This is a genomic window from Ruegeria sp. ANG-R, from assembly GCF_000813985.1.
Taxonomy (GTDB): domain Bacteria; phylum Pseudomonadota; class Alphaproteobacteria; order Rhodobacterales; family Rhodobacteraceae; genus Ruegeria.
The window spans coordinates 109,481-126,988 of sequence record NZ_JWLJ01000001.1; the positions used below are offsets into that span (position 1 = coordinate 109,481).

The following is a 17,508-nucleotide window of genomic DNA, read 5'->3' on the forward strand; positions in this document are numbered from 1 at the left end:
GCAGGGCGCCTCAAATGCGCCATATGGTGTCAACTGAATTCAAGGGGAGACGCCCGGTTATGAAAACCCAAGTCAAAGCACTGGTTGTCGGCGGTGGCGCCGTTGGGACCTCGATTGCCTATCATCTGGCCAAGGCTGGTTGGGATGATGTGATGCTGATCGAACGGGACGAACTGACGTCCGGCTCCACCTGGCACGCTGCCGGTCTGTTGCCGTTGTTCAATATGTCCTACGCGACGACCCATATCCACAAGTACTCGGTCGATTTCTATAAGACGCTTGAGGAAGAAACCGGGCTGAATGCTGGCTTCGCTGTCGTGGGCAACCTACGCATGGCACAGACGCAAGAGCGTATGGACGAATACATGCTCTACGCGTCGACCGCCGAGACATGTGACGTTGCCTATGAGTGGCTGACCCCCGACCAGATCAAAGAACGCTGGCCGCTGATCGAAACCAGCGATCTGAAAGGCGCGATCTACCACACCGAGGATGGCTATATTAACCCCGCCGACGTCACTCAGGCGATGGCCAAGGGGGCTCGTCAGCGCGGTGTCGACATTGTTCGCAAGATGCAAGCTGATGCGTTCCACTGGAACGGCACCCACTGGGAAGTCACCTGTACCAAGATGGTTGAGAAGGGCGGCAACCTCGTTCCTTCAGATGAGCAGGTTGTGATCACCGCCGAACATGTCGTGACCGCATCAGGCAACCACGCGCAGCGGACGGCCAAGATGCTGGGCATCAAGATGCCTGCGATCCCGGTCGAGCATACCTTCATCGTCATGGACAAAGATCCTGAGCTGGTCAAATGGCGCGAAGCGGGCAACCCCGAACACCCTGTTGTCCGTGATGCCGACAACGAATCTTATGCGCGCGAAGAACGCGGCGGCTGGATTCTGGGTATCTACGAACATGGCGCTCCTGCGCAGTTCGAACACGGCGTGCCGGACAGCTTCCGCGCTGACCTGTTCCCGCTGGATCTCGACCGGATCGCCGATCAGTACATGGCGATGGCTGAGCGCGTACCTTCCTGCGCTGAATCCGGCCTGAAAGACGATTTCAACGGCCCGATCTGCTATACCCCGGACGGCAACCCACTGGTAGGCCCAGCTCCGGGCCTGCGTAACATGTGGCTGGCCGAGGGTTTCTCGTTCGGCATCACCGCCGCGGGCGGCACCGGCTACTATCTGGCGCAGATGATGGTCGATGGTGAAGCCGAGATTGATATGGCCTCGCTGGACCCCAAGCGCTACAGCAGCAACTGGATGACCACCGAGTTCGCGGCGCGCAAGAACGAAGAATGCTACGAACACGTCTACATCCTGCACCACCCGGATGAAGAGCGTGAAGCCTGCCGTCCACTGCGTACTGTTCCGGCTTATGATCGGCAGAAAGCCCGTGGCGCTCAGTTCGGTTGGGTCAACGGTTGGGAACGTCCGAACTATTTCGGCCCGCTGGATGCGCCGGACAACTTTGACAAGGAAAGCCGTTCATTCCGCCGTGGTGGCTGGTGGCAGTATGCCGTCGAAGAAGCCAAAGCGATCCGCGAAGGCGTTGGCCTGATCGATGCGTCGGCCTTTACCAAGCATGTCGTCAAAGGCCCTGGTGCGACCCAGTTCCTGGATTGGTTTACGTGCAACAAGCTGCCCAAGGTTGGTCGCATCAACCTGACCTACGCGCTGACCTCACACGGCACCACCCGCACCGAATACACCATCGTCCGCAACGGCGAGAACAACTACTACATCGTCTCTGCCGGTGCCTGGACCGAGTACGACGCCGACTATCTGCGCAAGGCGGCCGAGGACAAGATGGAGGAGTTCGGTTATATCGAGATCCAGGACGTGACCACCCAGTGGGGCGTATTCGCCATCGCCGGACCCAAGTCGCGGGACGTGCTGAAAGAGGTGATCAAGGACGCCGATCCGGAAACTGCACTGTCCAACAAGCGCTTCCCGTGGTTGTCGGCCCGTCAGATCGAACTCGGCATGTGCCCCGTGAACGCGATCCGTGTGGCCTATACCGGTGAACTGGGTTGGGAACTGCACCACCCGATCGAGATGCAGAATTACCTGTTCGACCTGCTGGAAAAAGCCGGTGAGAAGCACGGTATGAAGCTGGTCGGTGCACGTGCACAAAACTGGCTGCGCCAGGAGAAATCCTATCGCGCGTTTGGTACAGAACTGGGCCGTGACGCGACCCCACTGGAAGCTGACCTGCCACGCTTTGTTGATCTGTCGAAAGACTTCTACGGCAAGGCCAAGCTGGAAGAGACCGGCGTACGCGTGAAGTGCTGCACCCTGCTGATCGACGGACCGGACGATGCCGATCCGTGGGGCCGCGAGGCGCTGTACACGCCAGAAGGCGAGCGCGTCGGTCGTCTGACCTCGGGCGGCTACTCGGTGGCGTTCGAGAAGTCCATCGGTATGGGCTATGTGAAGCCCGAACTGTCGGTCGAAGGCACCAAGCTTCAAGTCAAAATTCAGGACAAGCTGTGGGATGCGGTGGTGACTTGCGACAGCCCCTATGATCCTAAAAACGAAACCATCCGCAAGGACGGCTAAGTCGGAAACCGAAGCGGGCGGCGCGCCTAAAGAATGTGCCGTTTGAACGGCACATGCCTCCGGCGGAGGTATTTTTGAACAGAAGAAGTAACGGATCGTTAATTCTCCTTGCCGAGAATAGGGATGCGGTACAGGCGGAGGCGCCGATGACCGCAACAGGAGAAGGCCCCCTGCCAACAGCGGGGGGCTGGACTTTTTACGTCCCCGCTTCTTCTGTTTGAAAATACCTCCGCCGGAGGCAAGCCTGCATTTGCAGGCTTTTCGGGTCTTACGAACTGAGTTCGTCGAAGCACTCCAACGCCTTGGAGGCATACATCATTGATGGCCCCCCGCCCATTTGTATCGCCATCGCCAGGACATCCGAGATCTCTTCGCGCGTGGCGCCAGCCTTGGCCAATGCTTCTGTGTGCAGAGTGATGCAGGGCTCGCATCGAACGGCGATGGATATGCCCAACGCGATGAACTCTTTGGTTTTGAAGTCTAGCGTCCCGCCCGCTTTGACCGATTTCCCTAATGCGCCAAAGGCGCGGGCGGTATTGGGAATGGCGCCGTTCAGATTGCGCAAACCTTTACGTGTGCCATCAAGTGAGTCCTGCCAGTTCATTGCGACATCCTTCTAAATACATATGATAATGCGCATATGAATGAATGGGGATGGGGCAGACTTTGATCCTGATCAGGTCACGGCCTTTTCGGCAACGAATGCCAGGTTGTTTGCAGGCATGTGAGTGATCTCGACCAGTTCCAGATCGCTGTTCTTCAGCAACGCAAGTAGCTCGGCGTCATCTTTGTACCCAATCTCAGGATCTTGCTGGACCAACGCATCGTGAAACCTCTGGTCGCCATCGCTTGTCAGCTGCCCGGCTCGCATGAACGGTCCATATAGCACCAGACGACCACCCGTGTTCAGTACACGCGCAGCTTCCGCGACAAGAGTTTTTGTCTCGGTCCAACTGATCAGGTGCAGGAGGTTGATCAGCACAACCAGATCCTGTCGGGCAATGGTCTTGTGCCAGCCTGACGCGGTTGCGTCCAGATGAAGCGCTGCGGCTGTATTTGGTAGACCCTTGGTGTAGGCATCGATACTGCTGCGACGCTCGGCGGTGACGTCGCTTGGCTGCCAGTAAAGCCCCGGCAACCGCCGGGCAAAGGCCGAGACATGTTGCCCCGTTCCACTGGCCAGTTCCAATGCACGACCCGACGATGGGGCAACCCGAGCCATCAAACCGCATAGCGCCGCCGCGTTTCGGTTCGCGGCCGGAGCGATGAGCCTGCCGCCATTGCCCTCGGTGGCGACGCTGGCATTTGAAGGTAACTTGCGCATCGTCATCGACCCAGCCTATTGGGCGTCAACGCCTTCACGCTTGCCATATCAAGCTTTGGTGCCGCACCGGTTGCAAGATCTGCCACGAGTTGCGAGGCGGCAGGAGCAGTCTGAAACCCGTACCCTCCCTGCGCGGCCGACCAGATGAACGACGGATCAGTTGGATCGGGTCCCAGTACCAGCGTGCCATCGGCGACAAAGCTGCGAAGCCCCGCCCAATTGGTTTCGACGCGGGTTACAGGTTCTGTGACCATCGCTTCGTACCGCGCTAACCCTTCTGCGAGAACCATGTCATCGGCATAGGCGTCATGAGGCGTGGTCGGGTCCGCCTCGCAGGGCGAGACGAGCAGCTTGCCGGCGTCTGGTTTGGCATACCACGTCTCATCCACGCCCAGCATCAAGGGCCAGTTTCGCAGATCATGTCCTCCGGGGGCGGGAATGCGGGCTATAGATCGGCGATACGGTGTGATCCCGATCGTTGGTATTCCTGCCATCTGGGCAATCTCGTCGACCCATGCCCCGGCAGCGTTTACCAGGTTGCGGGTTTCGAACGTTTCAGAAGTCTCGACGATCCAGTGATCTGATTTGCCAATGGTCCTGACCTTCTGCCGTGTCAGGATTGATCCACCATTTCGCCGGATGACCCGCGCAAAGCCCTGCAACATGCGATCGGTATCGATATCGAAGGCGTTGTCACTGATGGCTGCATAACCAACGGTGTCGGGATTCAGGATCGGGATGCGGCTTTGAGCATCGCTCAGCGTAATCTGCCGTACCCCAAGGTCGGCAGCTTCCTTTTGAAACGACTCGCGCTGTTTCTTACCACCGACCAGCATCAATCCGCGTGGTGTCAGGTATTCATTCGTTTCAAGGAACCCGATGCTCGCTTCGTTCAAGGCTTTGACCGAGGCCGGACCGTACCCTTTGGCGAACATGGCGGCAGATCGGCCCGAAGTGTGATACCCCAGCGCATCCTCTGCCTCTAAAACTGTGACTAAGCCGTGGTTGGACAGTCGCGCTCCGGTGCTCAGCCCGGCGATGCCTCCACCAACAATCAGGAAATCAATCATAGGCTCTCTTTCGCTTTCAATCGTCGGTGCAGCGGTGTGGTGGGTCTGCGGGGCAAGTCATTGATCGACCATGGCATGGGGCTTGCCGGACGAAAAGTCCTAAGCAAAAGGCAATGGAAACTTGATTGCAAGCGGTCAGCCTGCTTTTAGTGCAAACAACGCAAGATTCGGAGATAGATGTGAACGCGGCAGATATTCACCCTATGGCGACGGGTCACATTCCGTCATATGTCACGCAGGCGGACGGGAGCGATTATCTCTTTACCTTTATGATCGTGTTCACTGTCGGGATGGTCGTGCTGATCGGAGTTGCCTATTTCACGCTGCATTCGATCCCGGAAAAGATGGCGCATGAGACCAATCACCCTCAGTTTCAGCTGGTTGGGATTCTGGCGCTTTTGGCCTTGTTCACCCATAATGGCATTTTCTGGATTGCGGCAATTCTTGTTGCCGGGTTCCAGTTCCCTGATTTTGCTGCTCCGCTGCGGTCGATCGCGGATGCGATCCGATCTTTGGGGCCTGGGCGGGACGACGAGGTGGCGCCTGATCCTGCTGAACCGGATATTGAGCCCGAACCAACCGAACCCACAGCGCAGGGGCACTGAACCATGATCGAGACAATGCTGTGCGCACTGGTTACTGTGCTTCCCGACTATTTGTATCGCCGCTTTGTTCAGGGGAAACGGATCGGGCACGAGATCACATTGTTCACCATGTGGTACGAATTGCGTTGGGGGCTGACGACCTGTGCCATACTGGCGCTGACCGTGATCACTACGCTGTTCTATTTCCACCCGTCCAGCAAAACGGCGGCCTCCTATTTCCGGACGGTCACGATCCTTCCACAACTCGGCGGTCGCGTTTCCGAGGTCTATGTGCGCAACAATGAACAGGTGACCGCCGGGCAGCCGATTTTCCGGATCGAGGATTTCACCCAAACGGCCCAAGTCGAGGCAGCTCATGCGCAGATCGCTCAGGTGCAGGCGTCGCTGAAAGTGGCAGAAACCGATCTTGCCGAGGCCGAGGCAGGCATCGCGGGGGCAAGGGCGGCACTGGCTCAGTCGCTTGAAGATCTTGAGCGTAATACCACGCTGCGTGACGAAGGCTCCAGTGCCGTGCGCATGGCCGAAATTGACCGATTGGAAAACCTGGTTGCTGAGCGTGAGGCGCAGGTCACCGCCGCGACATCTCAGCGGGCTGCCGTTGTACAGCAGATCGAGGAATTGATCCCGGCCCAGCTTGCCAGCGCCAATGCCCAGCTTGATGCTGCGCTGACCGAACTGGACAAAACCATAGTCAGCGCCGGGGTAACCGGCCGGGTCGAACAATTTGGGCTTCAGGTCGGGGACTACGTCAGCCCTCTGCTGCGCCCGGCGGGTATCCTTGTGCCGTCCTCTTCCGGACATGACCGGTTTCAGGCAGCGTTCAGCCAACTCTCGGCACAGGTGATCAAGCCGGGTATGATTGGCGAGCTGGGCTGTATGACCAAACCCTTCACAGTGATCCCCGTTGTTGTCGTCGAGGTGCAGGATGTGATCCCATCGGGGCAGATCCGGCCAACCGATGAATTGCGCGATGTCCAGACCAATACCAACCCGGGTTCGATTCTCGTCTATCTTGAGCCGCTTTATGAAAGCATGGCGGATGACGTGCCGCCGGGCAGCAACTGTCTGGCGAATGTCTATACGGACAACCATGCCAAGCTTGAAGACGAGAACATCGGATTCTGGGAGAAGTCTTTCCTGCATGTGGTGGACACCATCGGTGTCGTTCACGCTGCAGGTCTACGCCTGCGACTGATCCTGATGCCGGTGAACACGCTCGTGTTGACTGGGCACTAGGTAAACCACTACACCAATCCACTTGGTGCCCCTGTCTCCGACACCCGCGCGTAGAAGGCGGCGGGTTTCCTGATCGCGGTTCGCCTGTGTTATTGTGCCTCAGCGCCACCTCAGCCGAGTTTGTTCGGCTGAGCTTTTTTGAGGCGCAAAGGAGGCGGCAATGGTTGATACAAATTCTGCATTTGTGGGAGATATCCCGGGGAATTACGACCGAGAGATGGGGCCGGTGATATTCGATCATATGGCCCGCATTATGGCGCAGAAAACTGCGGCTGTTTCGCCCGGACATGTTTTGGAACTCGCTGCAGGCACGGGGATTGTGACCCGGCATCTGTCTCGTGCGTTGGATGATGCGCATGTTGTGGTCACAGACCTCAACGAACCGATGCTTGATATCGCACGCACCAAGTTCAGTGAGACAAGTAACGTGAGTTTTCAGTCGGCAGATGCGCAGGAGCTTCCGTTTGCTGACTCAAGTTTTGACGCTGTCATCTGCCAGTTCGGGCATATGTTTTTCCCTGATCGTGCCCGGGCCTATGCCGAGGCGCGTCGCGTGTTGAAGCCAGGTGGCATTTACTTGTTTTCGACATGGGGTACCAACGCCGAGAACCCATATTCCGAAATGGTCATCGAAACGTTGTCCGGTGCGTTTGAAAGTGACCCGCCGGGTTTCATGAAAGTCCCGTTCTCACTACACGACGCCGCCGCGATTCTGGATGAGGTTGTGCAAGCGGGGTTTGTTGAGCCATGTCACGAATGTGTGGAACATGCTTCATCTGTTGCGAATTTTGATAATTTTGCGCTGGGTTTGATGCTTGGCAGCCCTGCGTATTTCGAGGTTCTCGAACGTGACGGGGACCATGGCGAAATTGCCGGCGACCTCGCAAACAATATGCGCGCACGTTTCGGACCAGAGCCGTCGACAATGCCGCTGAAAGCCCATTTCTTTCAGATGATGTCACCCTGAGCGGGTGAACAAAAAAAGGCCCGCAGGATTCTACGAGCCTTGATCTTGTCAAACAGGTTCGGTTCTTACTGCGGAATTTCGCCTTCCAGTCCTTCGACATAGAAGTTCATGCCTGCCAGCGTGCCGTCATCGGCGGTTTCGCCCTCGGCCAGCCAGACGCTTCCGTCCTGCTTGTTGATCGGGCCTGTGAACGGATGATATTCACCAGACGCAATCGCGTCCTTCAGCGCAAGCGCCTTTTCTTTGACATCCGCTGGAACCGCGTCCGAAATCTCACCTATGCCGACCATGCCGTCACCAATACCGTCCCAGGTGTTCACGGTTTCCCATGTGCCGTCCATCACAGCCTGCGTCCGGTCAATGTAATAGGGTGCCCAGTTGTCAATGATCGAGGAGACCCGCGGCATTGGAGCGTATTCGCTCATGTCCGATGCCTGACCAAAGGTGATCACGTTGCCCGCCTCTTGCGCGGCGGCTTGTGGCGCGGTTGAGTCGGTGTGCTGCAGGATCACGTCAGCGCCCTGTTCGATCAGAACTTTCGCAGCATCTGCTTCTTTGGCCGGATCAAACCAGGTGTAGGCCCACACGATCTTGAACTCGACATCCGGGTTGACTTCCTTTGCCGCCAGATATGCTGCGTTGATGCCCCGGATCACCTCGGGGATCGGATAAGAGCCGATGTACCCGATGATGTTCGATTTGGTCATGCTTCCGGCGATCAGGCCCTGAACTGCGCGACCTTCATAAAACCGGGCAGAATAAACGGACACGTTTGGTGCGGTTTTGTAGCCGGTAGCGTGTTCGAATTTAACGTCCGGGAATTTCTTTGCCACGTTGATGGTCGGGTCCATATACCCAAACGATGTGGTAAAGATCAGGTCAGCCCCCTCCAGCGCCATCTGCGTCATCACACGTTCGGCATCCGGGCCTTCGGGTACGGATTCGACGAAAACCGTCTCGACCTTATCGCCAAAGTGTTCTTCGACGGCCAGACGACCTTCGTTATGTTCGTAGGTCCAGCCGCCGTCGCCGACCGGGCCGACGTAGACAAATCCGACCTTGGTTTTGTCCTGAGCCATGGCGCCGGTCGCCAGACCCAGGGCCATGGCGGCGCTTGCAAGAAGTGACGTGAATTTCATGTGGTTACTCCCAAAGTTGGTTCAGTTGGCCCCGTCTAGTGCGAGGCATGGAAGGTCCGGCCCAGTGAGGCAGGTGCGCTGCTCTTGTCGGCCGAAAGGATCACAAGCACAAGGATCGTGATGATGTAGGGCGACATTGCCAGATACTCGACGGGAATGGCAACGCCTGCCGCCTGCAAATTAAGCTGCAAGACGGTGATTCCGCCGAACAAATAAGCGCCTAACAGGACACGCCATGGCTTCCAGCTGGCGAACACCACCAATGCCAGAGCGATCCAGCCGACACCGGCGGTCATGCCTTCGGTCCACTGTGGAACCCGGATCAGGCTGATATAGGCGCCCCCCAGTCCGGCACAGGCACCACCAAACATGATTGCCATGATGCGGATCTTGATGACCTTGTAACCCAGCGCATGGGCGGCATCGTGGTTTTCGCCCACCGCACGCAGGATCAGACCGGCGCGCGTGTATTTCAGCGCGGCCCAGACGGCGGCAGTCAGGGTGATGCCGACATAGAGTATGGGATCATGCTGGAACAGGATCGGGCCAATCACCGGGATGTCGCTGAGGACCGGGATATGGATTTCGCCCATGCTGGGTGGTTTGATTCCCACATAGCTCTGACCCAACAGAGCGCTGAATCCCAAGCCGAACAACGTCAGCGCAAGCCCGCTTGCCACCTGATTGGCCAGCGCCACTTGCGTCAGCAGGACGAACAGCAGCGACAGTACGGCGCCTCCAATGGCGGCGGCAACGAAACCCAGCCAGGGTGAACCGGTCTCGACCGAGATGGCAAAGCCGCTGATCGCACCAACGATCATCATGCCCTCGACACCGAGATTCAGAACACCTGCCTTTTCTACGACCAGTTCGCCGATCGCGGCCAACAGCAGGGGGGTTGCGGCCACCATCAGTGAGGCGACTAGAAGTACCGGATTGATTTCACCAAGGTCCATGGATCACGCCACCTCGCTACGGGCCGCACGGATGCGGTAATTGGTCAAAAGATCGAAGGCCAGCAGGAAGAACAGAAGCATCCCCTGAAACACCTGAATGGCGGCGGCAGGCAGACCCAGCTGAGACTGCGCGATTTCACCACCGATATAGGTCAGCGCCATTATGCCGCCGGCCAGTAGGATGCCCACCGGATGCAGACGGCCCAGAAAGGCCACGATGATCGCAGTGAAGCCGTAGCCCACGTTAAAGTCGATGCTGACCACACCCGACGGGCCGGACACCTCGAACATTCCCGCCAAACCCGCCAATGCGCCGGACAGACCAAGGCAGAACAGGATCAGGCGCGCCGGGTTCACACCGGCAAACTTTGCCGCGCGCGGGGCCTCACCGGTCAGACGGATGTGAAAGCCCAGCATGTGTCGGTTCAGCAGCACATAGGCAAAGATCACCGCGATAAACGCGGCAACCACGCCCCAGTGCATACCCGATCCCGCGATCAGTTCTGCATTATGCGCACTCTCATAAGATTGCAGGTTGCGTGAGCCGGGAAAGCCGAAGCCTTCGGGGTTTTTCAGCAGGCCCAGCGACACCGAGGCCAGAAACTGCTCGGCGACATAGACCAGCATCAGCGAAACAAGGATTTCATTGGTGCCAAAGCGCACTTTCAGAAAGGCCGGGATCGTCGCCCATAACCAGCCGCCAAACGCACCGGCCAGCACCATGATTGGAAAGATGAACCAGGCCTCCAGCGGATAAAAGGCCAGCCCCGCACCCGCGCCGAAAATCGCACCCATGATGTATTGCCCCTCGGCGCCGATATTCCAGATCCCCGCGCGAAAGCCCAAAGACAGACCAATCGCGATCAATACCAGAGGGGCGCCCTTCACCAACAGTTGCGGGCGGTAATAGAAGGCGAACTCGCCGAAAAGCGGCTCCCAGAAAATCGTTCCGATGGCCTCGATGGGGTTCTTGCCCAGAATAGCGAACAGAATGCCGCCAAAGACCATCGTTGCGATCACTGCGACCAGAGGGGTCGCATATGACCACGCCTTTGATGGCTGTGGCCGTTTCTCCAACACAATCATCTGCTCATCCCCCGGGTTTTTTCATCTTTTTGTAAATACTCTCGCCGAAGGCGGATTTGACGGTCATACATGCGCCACCTCCATGCCATGCGCGCCACCCATCATCAGGCCGATCTCATCGACCGTCAGACCTGTGGTCGAGCGCGGGGCGCTGAGCCGTCCTTCGTTCAGCGCGGCAAAGCTGTCCGATATCTCCATCAGCTCATCCAGATCCTGGCTGATACAGACAACCGCTGTGCCTTTGGCCGCGAGATCCAGAATGGCCTGTCGGATCGAAGCCGCGGCGGCTGCATCCACCCCCCAAGTCGGCTGGTTCACCACCAGCACATCCGGGTTCTGCAACACTTCGCGACCAATCACGAACTTCTGCAGGTTTCCGCCCGAAAGCGACCTTGCCGCGTTCTCGGGTCCCGGAGTGCGCACATCGAACGCCTCGATGATTTTCTCGGCGAACCCTTTGGTTTCGTTCCATTTCAGGAAGCCGTTGCTTTCCAATCCTTCGCGAACCGAGCCGGTCAGCAGAGCATTTTCGGTCAAACTCATATCAGGTGCAGCCGCGTGGCCCAGCCGTTCCTCGGGCGCGGTTAACACGCCCAGTTTGCGGCGAGCCGTGGGGCCTTTCTTGCCAATGGCTTGTCCGTTGAACTTGATAGCATCGGCAGCAGTTTGAATCTCGCCGGAAAGGACGCCCAGTAGTTCGTCCTGACCATTTCCTGCGACACCGCCAATGCCCAGTACCTCGCCCTTGCGCACAGTCATGTGAACGTTCTTCAGCGCGGTGCCAAATTCTGATGGAGAGGGGACCGAGAGGCCGCTTACATCCAACGCAACTTCCCCAAACTCACGCCCTGAGCGTTCCGGAGTTTGCAGGGTCGAGCCGACCATCATCTCGGCCATATCTCTGGCCGAGGTTTCGCTTGGCACGCACTCGCCAACATTCTTGCCGAGACGAAGGATTGTGGCGTGGTCGCACAGCGTTCTGATCTCTTCGAGCTTGTGCGAGATGTACAAGATCGAAGTACCCTCGGAACGCAATTTATTCAGCGTTTCGAAAAGGATATCAACTTCCTGCGGGGTCAGGACCGAAGTTGGTTCATCCATGATCAACAGCTTGGGGTCCTGCAACAGGCAGCGGATGATCTCGACCCGTTGGCGCTCACCAGCCGACAGGTCGCCCACAGTGCGGAACGGGTCCAGTGGCAGCCCGTATGTTTCCGAAACCTCGCGGATACGGGATGCCAGATCACCCATTGGAGGTGGATTTTCCATCCCCAGCGCAATGTTTTCGGCGACGTTCAAAGCATCGAACAACGAAAAGTGCTGGAATACCATCGCAATCCCGTCAGCGCGGGCGGCCCGTGGTTCAGGTGGTGCAAAGGCCTGGCCGCGCAGAAGCATCGTGCCGCTATCCGGTTTCACCAGACCATAGATCATCTTGACCAGTGTGGATTTACCTGCGCCATTCTCGCCCAGCAGGGCGTGAACCTCGCCTTCGCCGATGTCAAAGGACACCTGATCATTGGCCACGACGCCGGGATAGGCTTTGGTCAGCCCTTGCAAGCTCAGTAGTGGAGTGGTCACGCGCTCAGGTCCTTCTTCAATTCGTTCTGTCGGGCCGGGCGCAGAAGATGTGCTGCGACGCCAACGGCGATCATCTGTGGGTGTTTGCCCAGCGAGGGATCACCAATCGGGCAGGTAATCCGGCTTATCCGTTCGGGCGGATGCCCAAGTGCCGCCAGCCGCGACCGGAATCGCGCCCATTTGGTAGCTGAGCCAATCAGTCCCGCAAAGCGGAAATCATGCAAAAGCAGCCTGTTGCACAGTTCCAGATCCAAATTGTGTGAATAAGTAAGCACCAGATGTTCCGCTTCGCTGGGTGCATGGCGTACGAGTTCGGCCGGTTTCCTAGCCGGAACAGCAGTCACGCCCGTAGCGATTGCATCCGGAAAGCGTTCAGGTCCTGTATCAACCCAAGTAATCGCGAGATCGGGCAGGGGAGACAGAACATCCACCAAGGCACGGCCAACATGCCCTGCGCCCCAGATCCACAGATTGCGGGTTGGCTTGTGGACGGGCTCGATCATCCAGCCCTCAATCAGTTGCGGCTCGGGCGCGACTCCCTGACCACGGGATCGTGCCAGAACACGTTTGACTGCCATCGGCTGGGAGCTGGAGACCTGCGAGGTTTCCGGTCCGTTTTCCGTTTCGGAAAAAGGGGCTACCGGCCGCGCGATCACCTCTCCTTCGAGGCGCACCAAGGATGCGGTGTCGTGGATTTCTGATAGCAATGAAACAGCGCCGCCACAGCATTGGCCCATGTCGGGGCCAAGTGCGTGCTGGCTGAACCGTACCGGATCTATTTGACGGCGCGCGGCCTCCGCGGCCTGATACTCCAGCGTGCCACCGCCGATCGTACCACTTTGCCCGTCTTTCCAGACCAGCATTGACGCGCCAACTTCGCGGGGGGACGATCCCTTGATCCCGGCGATGACCACGCGGACCACAGACCCATGGGTTTTGACGGCCTCCCTCAAAGCTTCCCGATCAAATCCCATCAGATGCCTCCCTTCATCCTTTGGACACCGCGCCAGACCTCTTCTGCGGTCGCGGGCGCATCCAACGCAGGGTACCTATCCCCGCAGGCCGCCACCGCGTTTGACAGCGCCAACCAGGCGGAGATGCCCAACATAAACGGCGGTTCCCCTACCGCCTTGGAGCGATAGATTGTGTCCTCGCGGTTTTCGCCATTCCAAAGTGCAACATTGAAGATGTCGGGTCGATCGGAACAGGCTGGAATCTTGTAGGTCGAGGGCGCATGAGTTCGCAGGTTACCCTTGTCGTCCCAGACCAATTCTTCGGTCGTCAGCCAACCCGCGCCTTGCACATAGCCACCTTCGACCTGTCCGATATCCAGCGCTGGATTCAGTGACGCACCAGCGTCATGCAGGATATCCGTGCGAAGGATGCGGTTCTCACCGGTCAATGTATCGACAGCGACTTCGGTGATGGACGCACCATAGGCAAAATAGAAGAATGGACGACCGCGCCCCTTGATCCGATCCCATTCAATCTTGGGAGTCTTGTAGAAACCTGTGGCTGAAAGGCTGACCCGGCCTTGATAGGTCAGTGCTGCAGCTTCGGCGAAGGTATAGCGTTCCTCGCCGACCGAAACATGTCCGTCGGCGAATACCACGGAAGATGGGTCCGCCTGATGCCGCTCGGCCAAATAGTCGGCCATCCTGTCACGGATCGTGTCGCAAGCCGCTTTGACCGCCATGCCGTTCAGGTCGCTTCCCGAAGATGCCGCCGTCGCCGAGGTATTGGGCACTTTTGCCGTATCGGTCGCGGTGATTTTCACCATATCCAGCGGAATGCCAAAACGAGATGCCGCTACTTGCGCCACTTTCTGGAACAACCCCTGGCCCATCTCGGTTCCGCCATGGTTCAGGTGAACCGAGCCGTCCTGATAGACATGTACCAGCGCTCCGGCCTGATTGAGGTGTGTCAGCGTGAAGGAAATGCCGAACTTGACCGGAGAGAAGGCGATGCCTTTCTTGATTACGCTGTTCTCGGCGTTCCATTTTTCGATGGCTACTTTGCGTGCGGCATAGTCGCTGGATTTCAGCAGCGCTTCGGTCATGCCGTGCAGTTCGAAATCGCTGACCTCCATGCCGTAGGGCGTCGTGTTGCCGCCTGCGGGCAGAGGGCGAACCGGGGCAAAACCCGTTTTCACAGCTCCTCGGCTGGTCAGGTCCTGATGTGGGTCCGCGTGCCCCACGGATTGCTCTGCCGGTTCGCGTTCCACAGCTTCATGGGCTGGTTCATAGTAGTTCCGTCGACGCAACTCGACCGGATCAACTCCAAGTTCATGGGCGGCATGGTCCATCACGCGCTCGATCCCGACCATCCCTTGTGGGCCGCCGAAACCGCGATAGGCGGTGGCGGATTGGGTGTTGGTTTTCAACCGGTGGCTTTCGATCCGCGCATTGGGCAGCAGATAGGCATTGTCCGAATGCAACATCGCCCGATCCGCGACGGGCAGGGACAGATCCTGCGCCCATCCACAAATCGCATGGTGCAGGAACGAGACGCCCTGAATATGCCCATGCTCGTCGAACCCGGCGCGATAGGCAATTCGGAACGCATGGCGTTTTCCGGTGATGATCATGTCATCATCGCGGTCATAGCGCATCTTGCAGGCCTTACCGGTGATGCGGGCGGCGACGGCGCAAGCGACGGCCAGTGCATTGCCCTGGCTTTCCTTGCCGCCAAACCCTCCACCCATCCGGCGGGTTTCAACACGGACGGCGTGCATGGGAACACCCAATGCATCCGCCACTTTGTGCTGAATCTCGGTGGGATGCTGGGTCGAGGAATGCACAAGCATATCCGCACCTTCGTTCGGTACGGCCAACGCAGCCTGTCCTTCCAGATAGAAATGCTCTTGCCCGCCCAGTTCGAAGCTGCCCTCAATCACATGTTCCGATCCTGCAATGGCCGCATCCGCATCCCCTTTAGTGTAGATGCGCGGGCCTTCCTCGAACCGGCTATCGGCCGCGAGAGCTTCTTCGACGGTCAGGATCGGGGTCTCTTCGGCATAGTCGATCTTGCCCATCCGTGCCGCCTTGCGTGCAGCCAAATGGCTTGTTGCGGCGACAAGAAAGACGGGTTGTCCGATGTAATTGACCGTGCCGTCAGACAGTAGCGGCTCGTCATGGATCGACGGCGATACGTCGTTGGCAAAGGGCAGATCCTCGGCCGTCATAACCAAGACAACGCCTTCGGCGGCCTTTACCGCCGACAGGTCCATTGACCTGATTCTGCCTTTGGCAATCGGGCTGACACCAAAGGCCAGATGCAACGTGGCCTTGGGCGTCGGGATGTCGTCAACATAGCGCGCTGCGCCAGAGACATGCAGAGGTGCCGCGTCATGCGGGAGAGGTTTGGTCACGCTCATGCCGACACCTCCAGTACATTGGCCACCTCGCCCTGATCCTCCAGAAAGTACCTCTCAAGCATCGCTTTGGCGGTCTCCAACCGATATGTGGCCGAGGCGCGCATGTCTGTCATCGGAGTATAGTCTTTCGTGAATTCCGGCAGCGCGGCAGTGATAGTTTGACGCTCCCATGGCTTGCCAATCAATGCTTCTTCGACATGCTTCGCGCGCTTCGGAATCCCGGCCATGCCGCCAAAAGCGATACGCGCATCGGTGATCACACCTTCTGAAACCGTGATATTGAAGCATCCGCAGACTGCCGAGATGTCCTGATCAAACCGTTTGCTGAGCTTGTAGGTTTTCAGTCGATCAGTCTGACGCGGAAAGCTGACCGCCTCGACGAACTCGCCGGGGGCGCGATCTTGCTTGCCATAGTCGGCAAAGAACTCTTCCAACGGGATCGTGCGGCGGGCATCGCCTTTACGCAGGTGGAGCGTGGCACCCAGCGCAATGAGCGCGGGCGGGTTGTCTCCGATAGGTGAGCCATTGGCGATATTGCCACCGACGGTAGCTGCGTGGCGGACCTGAACACTGGCATAGCGTCGGATCATCTCGGCATAGGACGGGTGCAGATCGGCCAGCGCATCGCCCATGCGGTTCATGTCGACCATGGCGCCGAAACGAATTTCGTTGTCCGTCACCTTGATGTCTTTCAGATCATCGCAGCGGTTCAGGAAGATAACCGGGTCAAGTTTACGTAGTTGCTTGGTAACCCAAAGCCCGACGTCGGTCGCACCCGCGACCAACGTGGCATCCGGGTGTTTGGCATAAACAGAAGCCAGCTCATCCGAGGATTCCGGTAACATCGGCGAGGACACACGCGTGGCAACGGGTGTGTCTCGGACCCAGACCGGAACGGGTTTATCCACGGCAGCTTGGGCTGCACGAATAATCGGTGCGTAACCGGTGCAACGGCACAGATTTCCGGCAAGCTGGGTGTCATGATCCGTCGCGCCACTGGCATGACCTGCGACCATCGACATGACAAAACCGGGGGTGCAGAAACCGCATTGAGAGCCATGCAGGTCAACCATGGCTTGTTGAACCGGATGTGCCTCGCCATTCGGACCGCTGGCGCCTTCTACCGTACGCACGGCCTTGCCGTGGAGTTGCGGCAAAAACAGAATGCAGGAATTCAGCGCCTTGTGGCCGCCTTCATCCGTCACCATGACGGTGCAGGCGCCGCAATCGCCTTCGTTGCAGCCCTCTTTGGTGCCGGTCAGACCGCGATCCTCGCGCAGCCAATCCAGCAGGGTCGCCGTCGGATCAACATCCGCCAACTCCACAGTCTCTCCGTTCAGAAGAAACGTGATATTCATGAGTGAAACCCGTCGCGTTACCCGGTTGCGCCCTTTGGGTGCTCTCCTTCGATGCGACGTAGAAAGAGTAGCGGGCGTATAGCTTGCCATCCGATGTTAGAAAGAGGCTGTGTGATCTGGCAAGAAAAACTGCCCCAGTGATGCATCATTTAACGCAAATGGCGGTCTATTGTCGTATCTGCCGACTGCTCAGTGGACTGAAACTAAAGTGTTTTCTGCCATGAGGTGCTTGCGGGGCCAGAA

14 protein-coding genes are annotated in these 17,508 nt (G+C 58.1%); 4 read left to right on the forward strand and 10 right to left on the reverse strand.

From position 1 onward, the window contains the following. Window positions 1-59 precede the first annotated feature (59 nt). The gene (locus tag RA27_RS00435) at window positions 60-2,567 is read left to right on the forward strand and encodes an FAD-dependent oxidoreductase (protein ID WP_039533886.1); all 2,508 of its coding nucleotides are present in this window, start codon (window positions 60-62) and stop codon (window positions 2,565-2,567) included. A gap of 268 nt (window positions 2,568-2,835) precedes the next feature. Here the strand turns inward: RA27_RS00435 and RA27_RS00440 are convergent, their stop codons facing one another. The 3 genes from RA27_RS00440 to RA27_RS00450 form a co-directional block, all read right to left on the reverse strand. Further along, window positions 2,836-3,171 carry a carboxymuconolactone decarboxylase family protein gene (locus RA27_RS00440; protein WP_039533887.1) on the reverse strand — a complete coding sequence of 112 codons (336 nt, stop codon included), beginning with the start codon at window positions 3,169-3,171 and terminating at the stop codon, window positions 2,836-2,838. A 72-nt stretch (window positions 3,172-3,243) separates the two neighbouring features. Beyond that, complete coding sequence (locus RA27_RS00445; RefSeq protein WP_039533888.1) at window positions 3,244-3,897, reverse strand: DUF938 domain-containing protein; 654 nt, start codon at window positions 3,895-3,897, stop codon at window positions 3,244-3,246. Further along, window positions 3,894-4,961, reverse strand: a complete 1,068-nt coding sequence (locus RA27_RS00450; RefSeq protein ID WP_039533892.1) for an FAD-dependent oxidoreductase — start codon at window positions 4,959-4,961, stop codon at window positions 3,894-3,896. The genes RA27_RS00445 and RA27_RS00450 overlap by 4 nt, the downstream gene beginning before the upstream one ends. A gap of 203 nt (window positions 4,962-5,164) precedes the next feature. On the opposite strand from RA27_RS00450, the gene RA27_RS00455 reads away from it, so the two are divergent. The 3 genes from RA27_RS00455 (at window position 5,165) to RA27_RS00465 (ending at window position 7,769) form a co-directional block, all read left to right on the forward strand. Beyond that, the gene (locus RA27_RS00455) at window positions 5,165-5,566 is read left to right on the forward strand and encodes a hypothetical protein (RefSeq protein WP_039536751.1); all 402 of its coding nucleotides are present in this window, start codon (window positions 5,165-5,167) and stop codon (window positions 5,564-5,566) included. A 3-nt stretch (window positions 5,567-5,569) separates the two neighbouring features. Continuing rightward, window positions 5,570-6,802 carry a biotin/lipoyl-binding protein gene (locus RA27_RS00460; RefSeq protein WP_039533893.1) on the forward strand — a complete coding sequence of 411 codons (1,233 nt, stop codon included), beginning with the start codon at window positions 5,570-5,572 and terminating at the stop codon, window positions 6,800-6,802. Window positions 6,803-6,962: 160 nt separating this feature from the next. Beyond that, window positions 6,963-7,769, forward strand: coding sequence for a class I SAM-dependent methyltransferase (locus RA27_RS00465; protein ID WP_039533895.1), 807 nt, complete (start codon window positions 6,963-6,965; stop codon window positions 7,767-7,769). Between the two features lie 65 nt (window positions 7,770-7,834). Here RA27_RS00465 and RA27_RS00470 read toward each other — a convergent pair whose 3' ends face one another. The 7 genes from RA27_RS00470 to xdhA form a co-directional block, all read right to left on the reverse strand. Further along, a complete protein-coding gene (locus RA27_RS00470; protein ID WP_039533898.1) occupies window positions 7,835-8,908 on the reverse strand; it encodes a BMP family ABC transporter substrate-binding protein in 1,074 nt (357 codons plus the stop codon). A 35-nt stretch (window positions 8,909-8,943) separates the two neighbouring features. After that, window positions 8,944-9,864: an ABC transporter permease gene (locus RA27_RS00475; protein ID WP_039533900.1), complete on the reverse strand. Its 921-nt coding sequence runs from the start codon at window positions 9,862-9,864 to the stop codon at window positions 8,944-8,946. A gap of 3 nt (window positions 9,865-9,867) precedes the next feature. Continuing rightward, entirely contained in the window at window positions 9,868-10,950 is a 1,083-nt protein-coding gene (locus tag RA27_RS00480; RefSeq protein ID WP_039533902.1) for an ABC transporter permease, read from the reverse strand. Window positions 10,951-11,013: 63 nt separating this feature from the next. Beyond that, the gene (locus RA27_RS00485) at window positions 11,014-12,531 is read right to left on the reverse strand and encodes an ABC transporter ATP-binding protein (RefSeq protein WP_039533904.1); all 1,518 of its coding nucleotides are present in this window, start codon (window positions 12,529-12,531) and stop codon (window positions 11,014-11,016) included. Further along, complete coding sequence (gene xdhC, locus RA27_RS00490; protein ID WP_039533907.1) at window positions 12,528-13,505, reverse strand: xanthine dehydrogenase accessory protein XdhC; 978 nt, start codon at window positions 13,503-13,505, stop codon at window positions 12,528-12,530. The genes RA27_RS00485 and xdhC overlap by 4 nt, the downstream gene beginning before the upstream one ends. Further along, window positions 13,505-15,907, reverse strand: a complete 2,403-nt coding sequence (gene xdhB, locus RA27_RS00495) for a xanthine dehydrogenase molybdopterin binding subunit (RefSeq protein WP_039533909.1) — start codon at window positions 15,905-15,907, stop codon at window positions 13,505-13,507. Before xdhB ends, xdhC begins: the two co-directional genes overlap by 1 nt. Then, the gene (gene xdhA / locus RA27_RS00500; RefSeq protein WP_039533912.1) at window positions 15,904-17,265 is read right to left on the reverse strand and encodes a xanthine dehydrogenase small subunit; all 1,362 of its coding nucleotides are present in this window, start codon (window positions 17,263-17,265) and stop codon (window positions 15,904-15,906) included. Before xdhA ends, xdhB begins: the two co-directional genes overlap by 4 nt. Window positions 17,266-17,508: the final 243 nt, after the last annotated feature.

What these genes read in the sequence shown, in the direction of transcription:
- RA27_RS00435 (WP_039533886.1), top strand. Translation starts at nt 60, where the DNA reads ATGAAAACCCAAGTCAAAGCACTGGTTGTCGGCGGTGGCGCCGTTGGG.
- RA27_RS00440 (WP_039533887.1), bottom strand. Translation starts at nt 3,171, where the DNA reads ATGAACTGGCAGGACTCACTTGATGGCACACGTAAAGGTTTGCGCAAT.
- RA27_RS00445 (WP_039533888.1), bottom strand. Translation starts at nt 3,897, where the DNA reads ATGACGATGCGCAAGTTACCTTCAAATGCCAGCGTCGCCACCGAGGGC.
- RA27_RS00450 (WP_039533892.1), bottom strand. Translation starts at nt 4,961, where the DNA reads ATGATTGATTTCCTGATTGTTGGTGGAGGCATCGCCGGGCTGAGCACC.
- RA27_RS00455 (WP_039536751.1), top strand. Translation starts at nt 5,165, where the DNA reads ATGGCGACGGGTCACATTCCGTCATATGTCACGCAGGCGGACGGGAGC.
- RA27_RS00460 (WP_039533893.1), top strand. Translation starts at nt 5,570, where the DNA reads ATGATCGAGACAATGCTGTGCGCACTGGTTACTGTGCTTCCCGACTAT.
- RA27_RS00465 (WP_039533895.1), top strand. Translation starts at nt 6,963, where the DNA reads ATGGTTGATACAAATTCTGCATTTGTGGGAGATATCCCGGGGAATTAC.
- RA27_RS00470 (WP_039533898.1), bottom strand. Translation starts at nt 8,908, where the DNA reads ATGAAATTCACGTCACTTCTTGCAAGCGCCGCCATGGCCCTGGGTCTG.
- RA27_RS00475 (WP_039533900.1), bottom strand. Translation starts at nt 9,864, where the DNA reads ATGGACCTTGGTGAAATCAATCCGGTACTTCTAGTCGCCTCACTGATG.
- RA27_RS00480 (WP_039533902.1), bottom strand. Translation starts at nt 10,950, where the DNA reads ATGATTGTGTTGGAGAAACGGCCACAGCCATCAAAGGCGTGGTCATAT.
- xdhC (WP_039533907.1), bottom strand. Translation starts at nt 13,505, where the DNA reads ATGGGATTTGATCGGGAAGCTTTGAGGGAGGCCGTCAAAACCCATGGG.
- xdhB (WP_039533909.1), bottom strand. Translation starts at nt 15,907, where the DNA reads ATGAGCGTGACCAAACCTCTCCCGCATGACGCGGCACCTCTGCATGTC.
- xdhA (WP_039533912.1), bottom strand. Translation starts at nt 17,265, where the DNA reads ATGAATATCACGTTTCTTCTGAACGGAGAGACTGTGGAGTTGGCGGAT.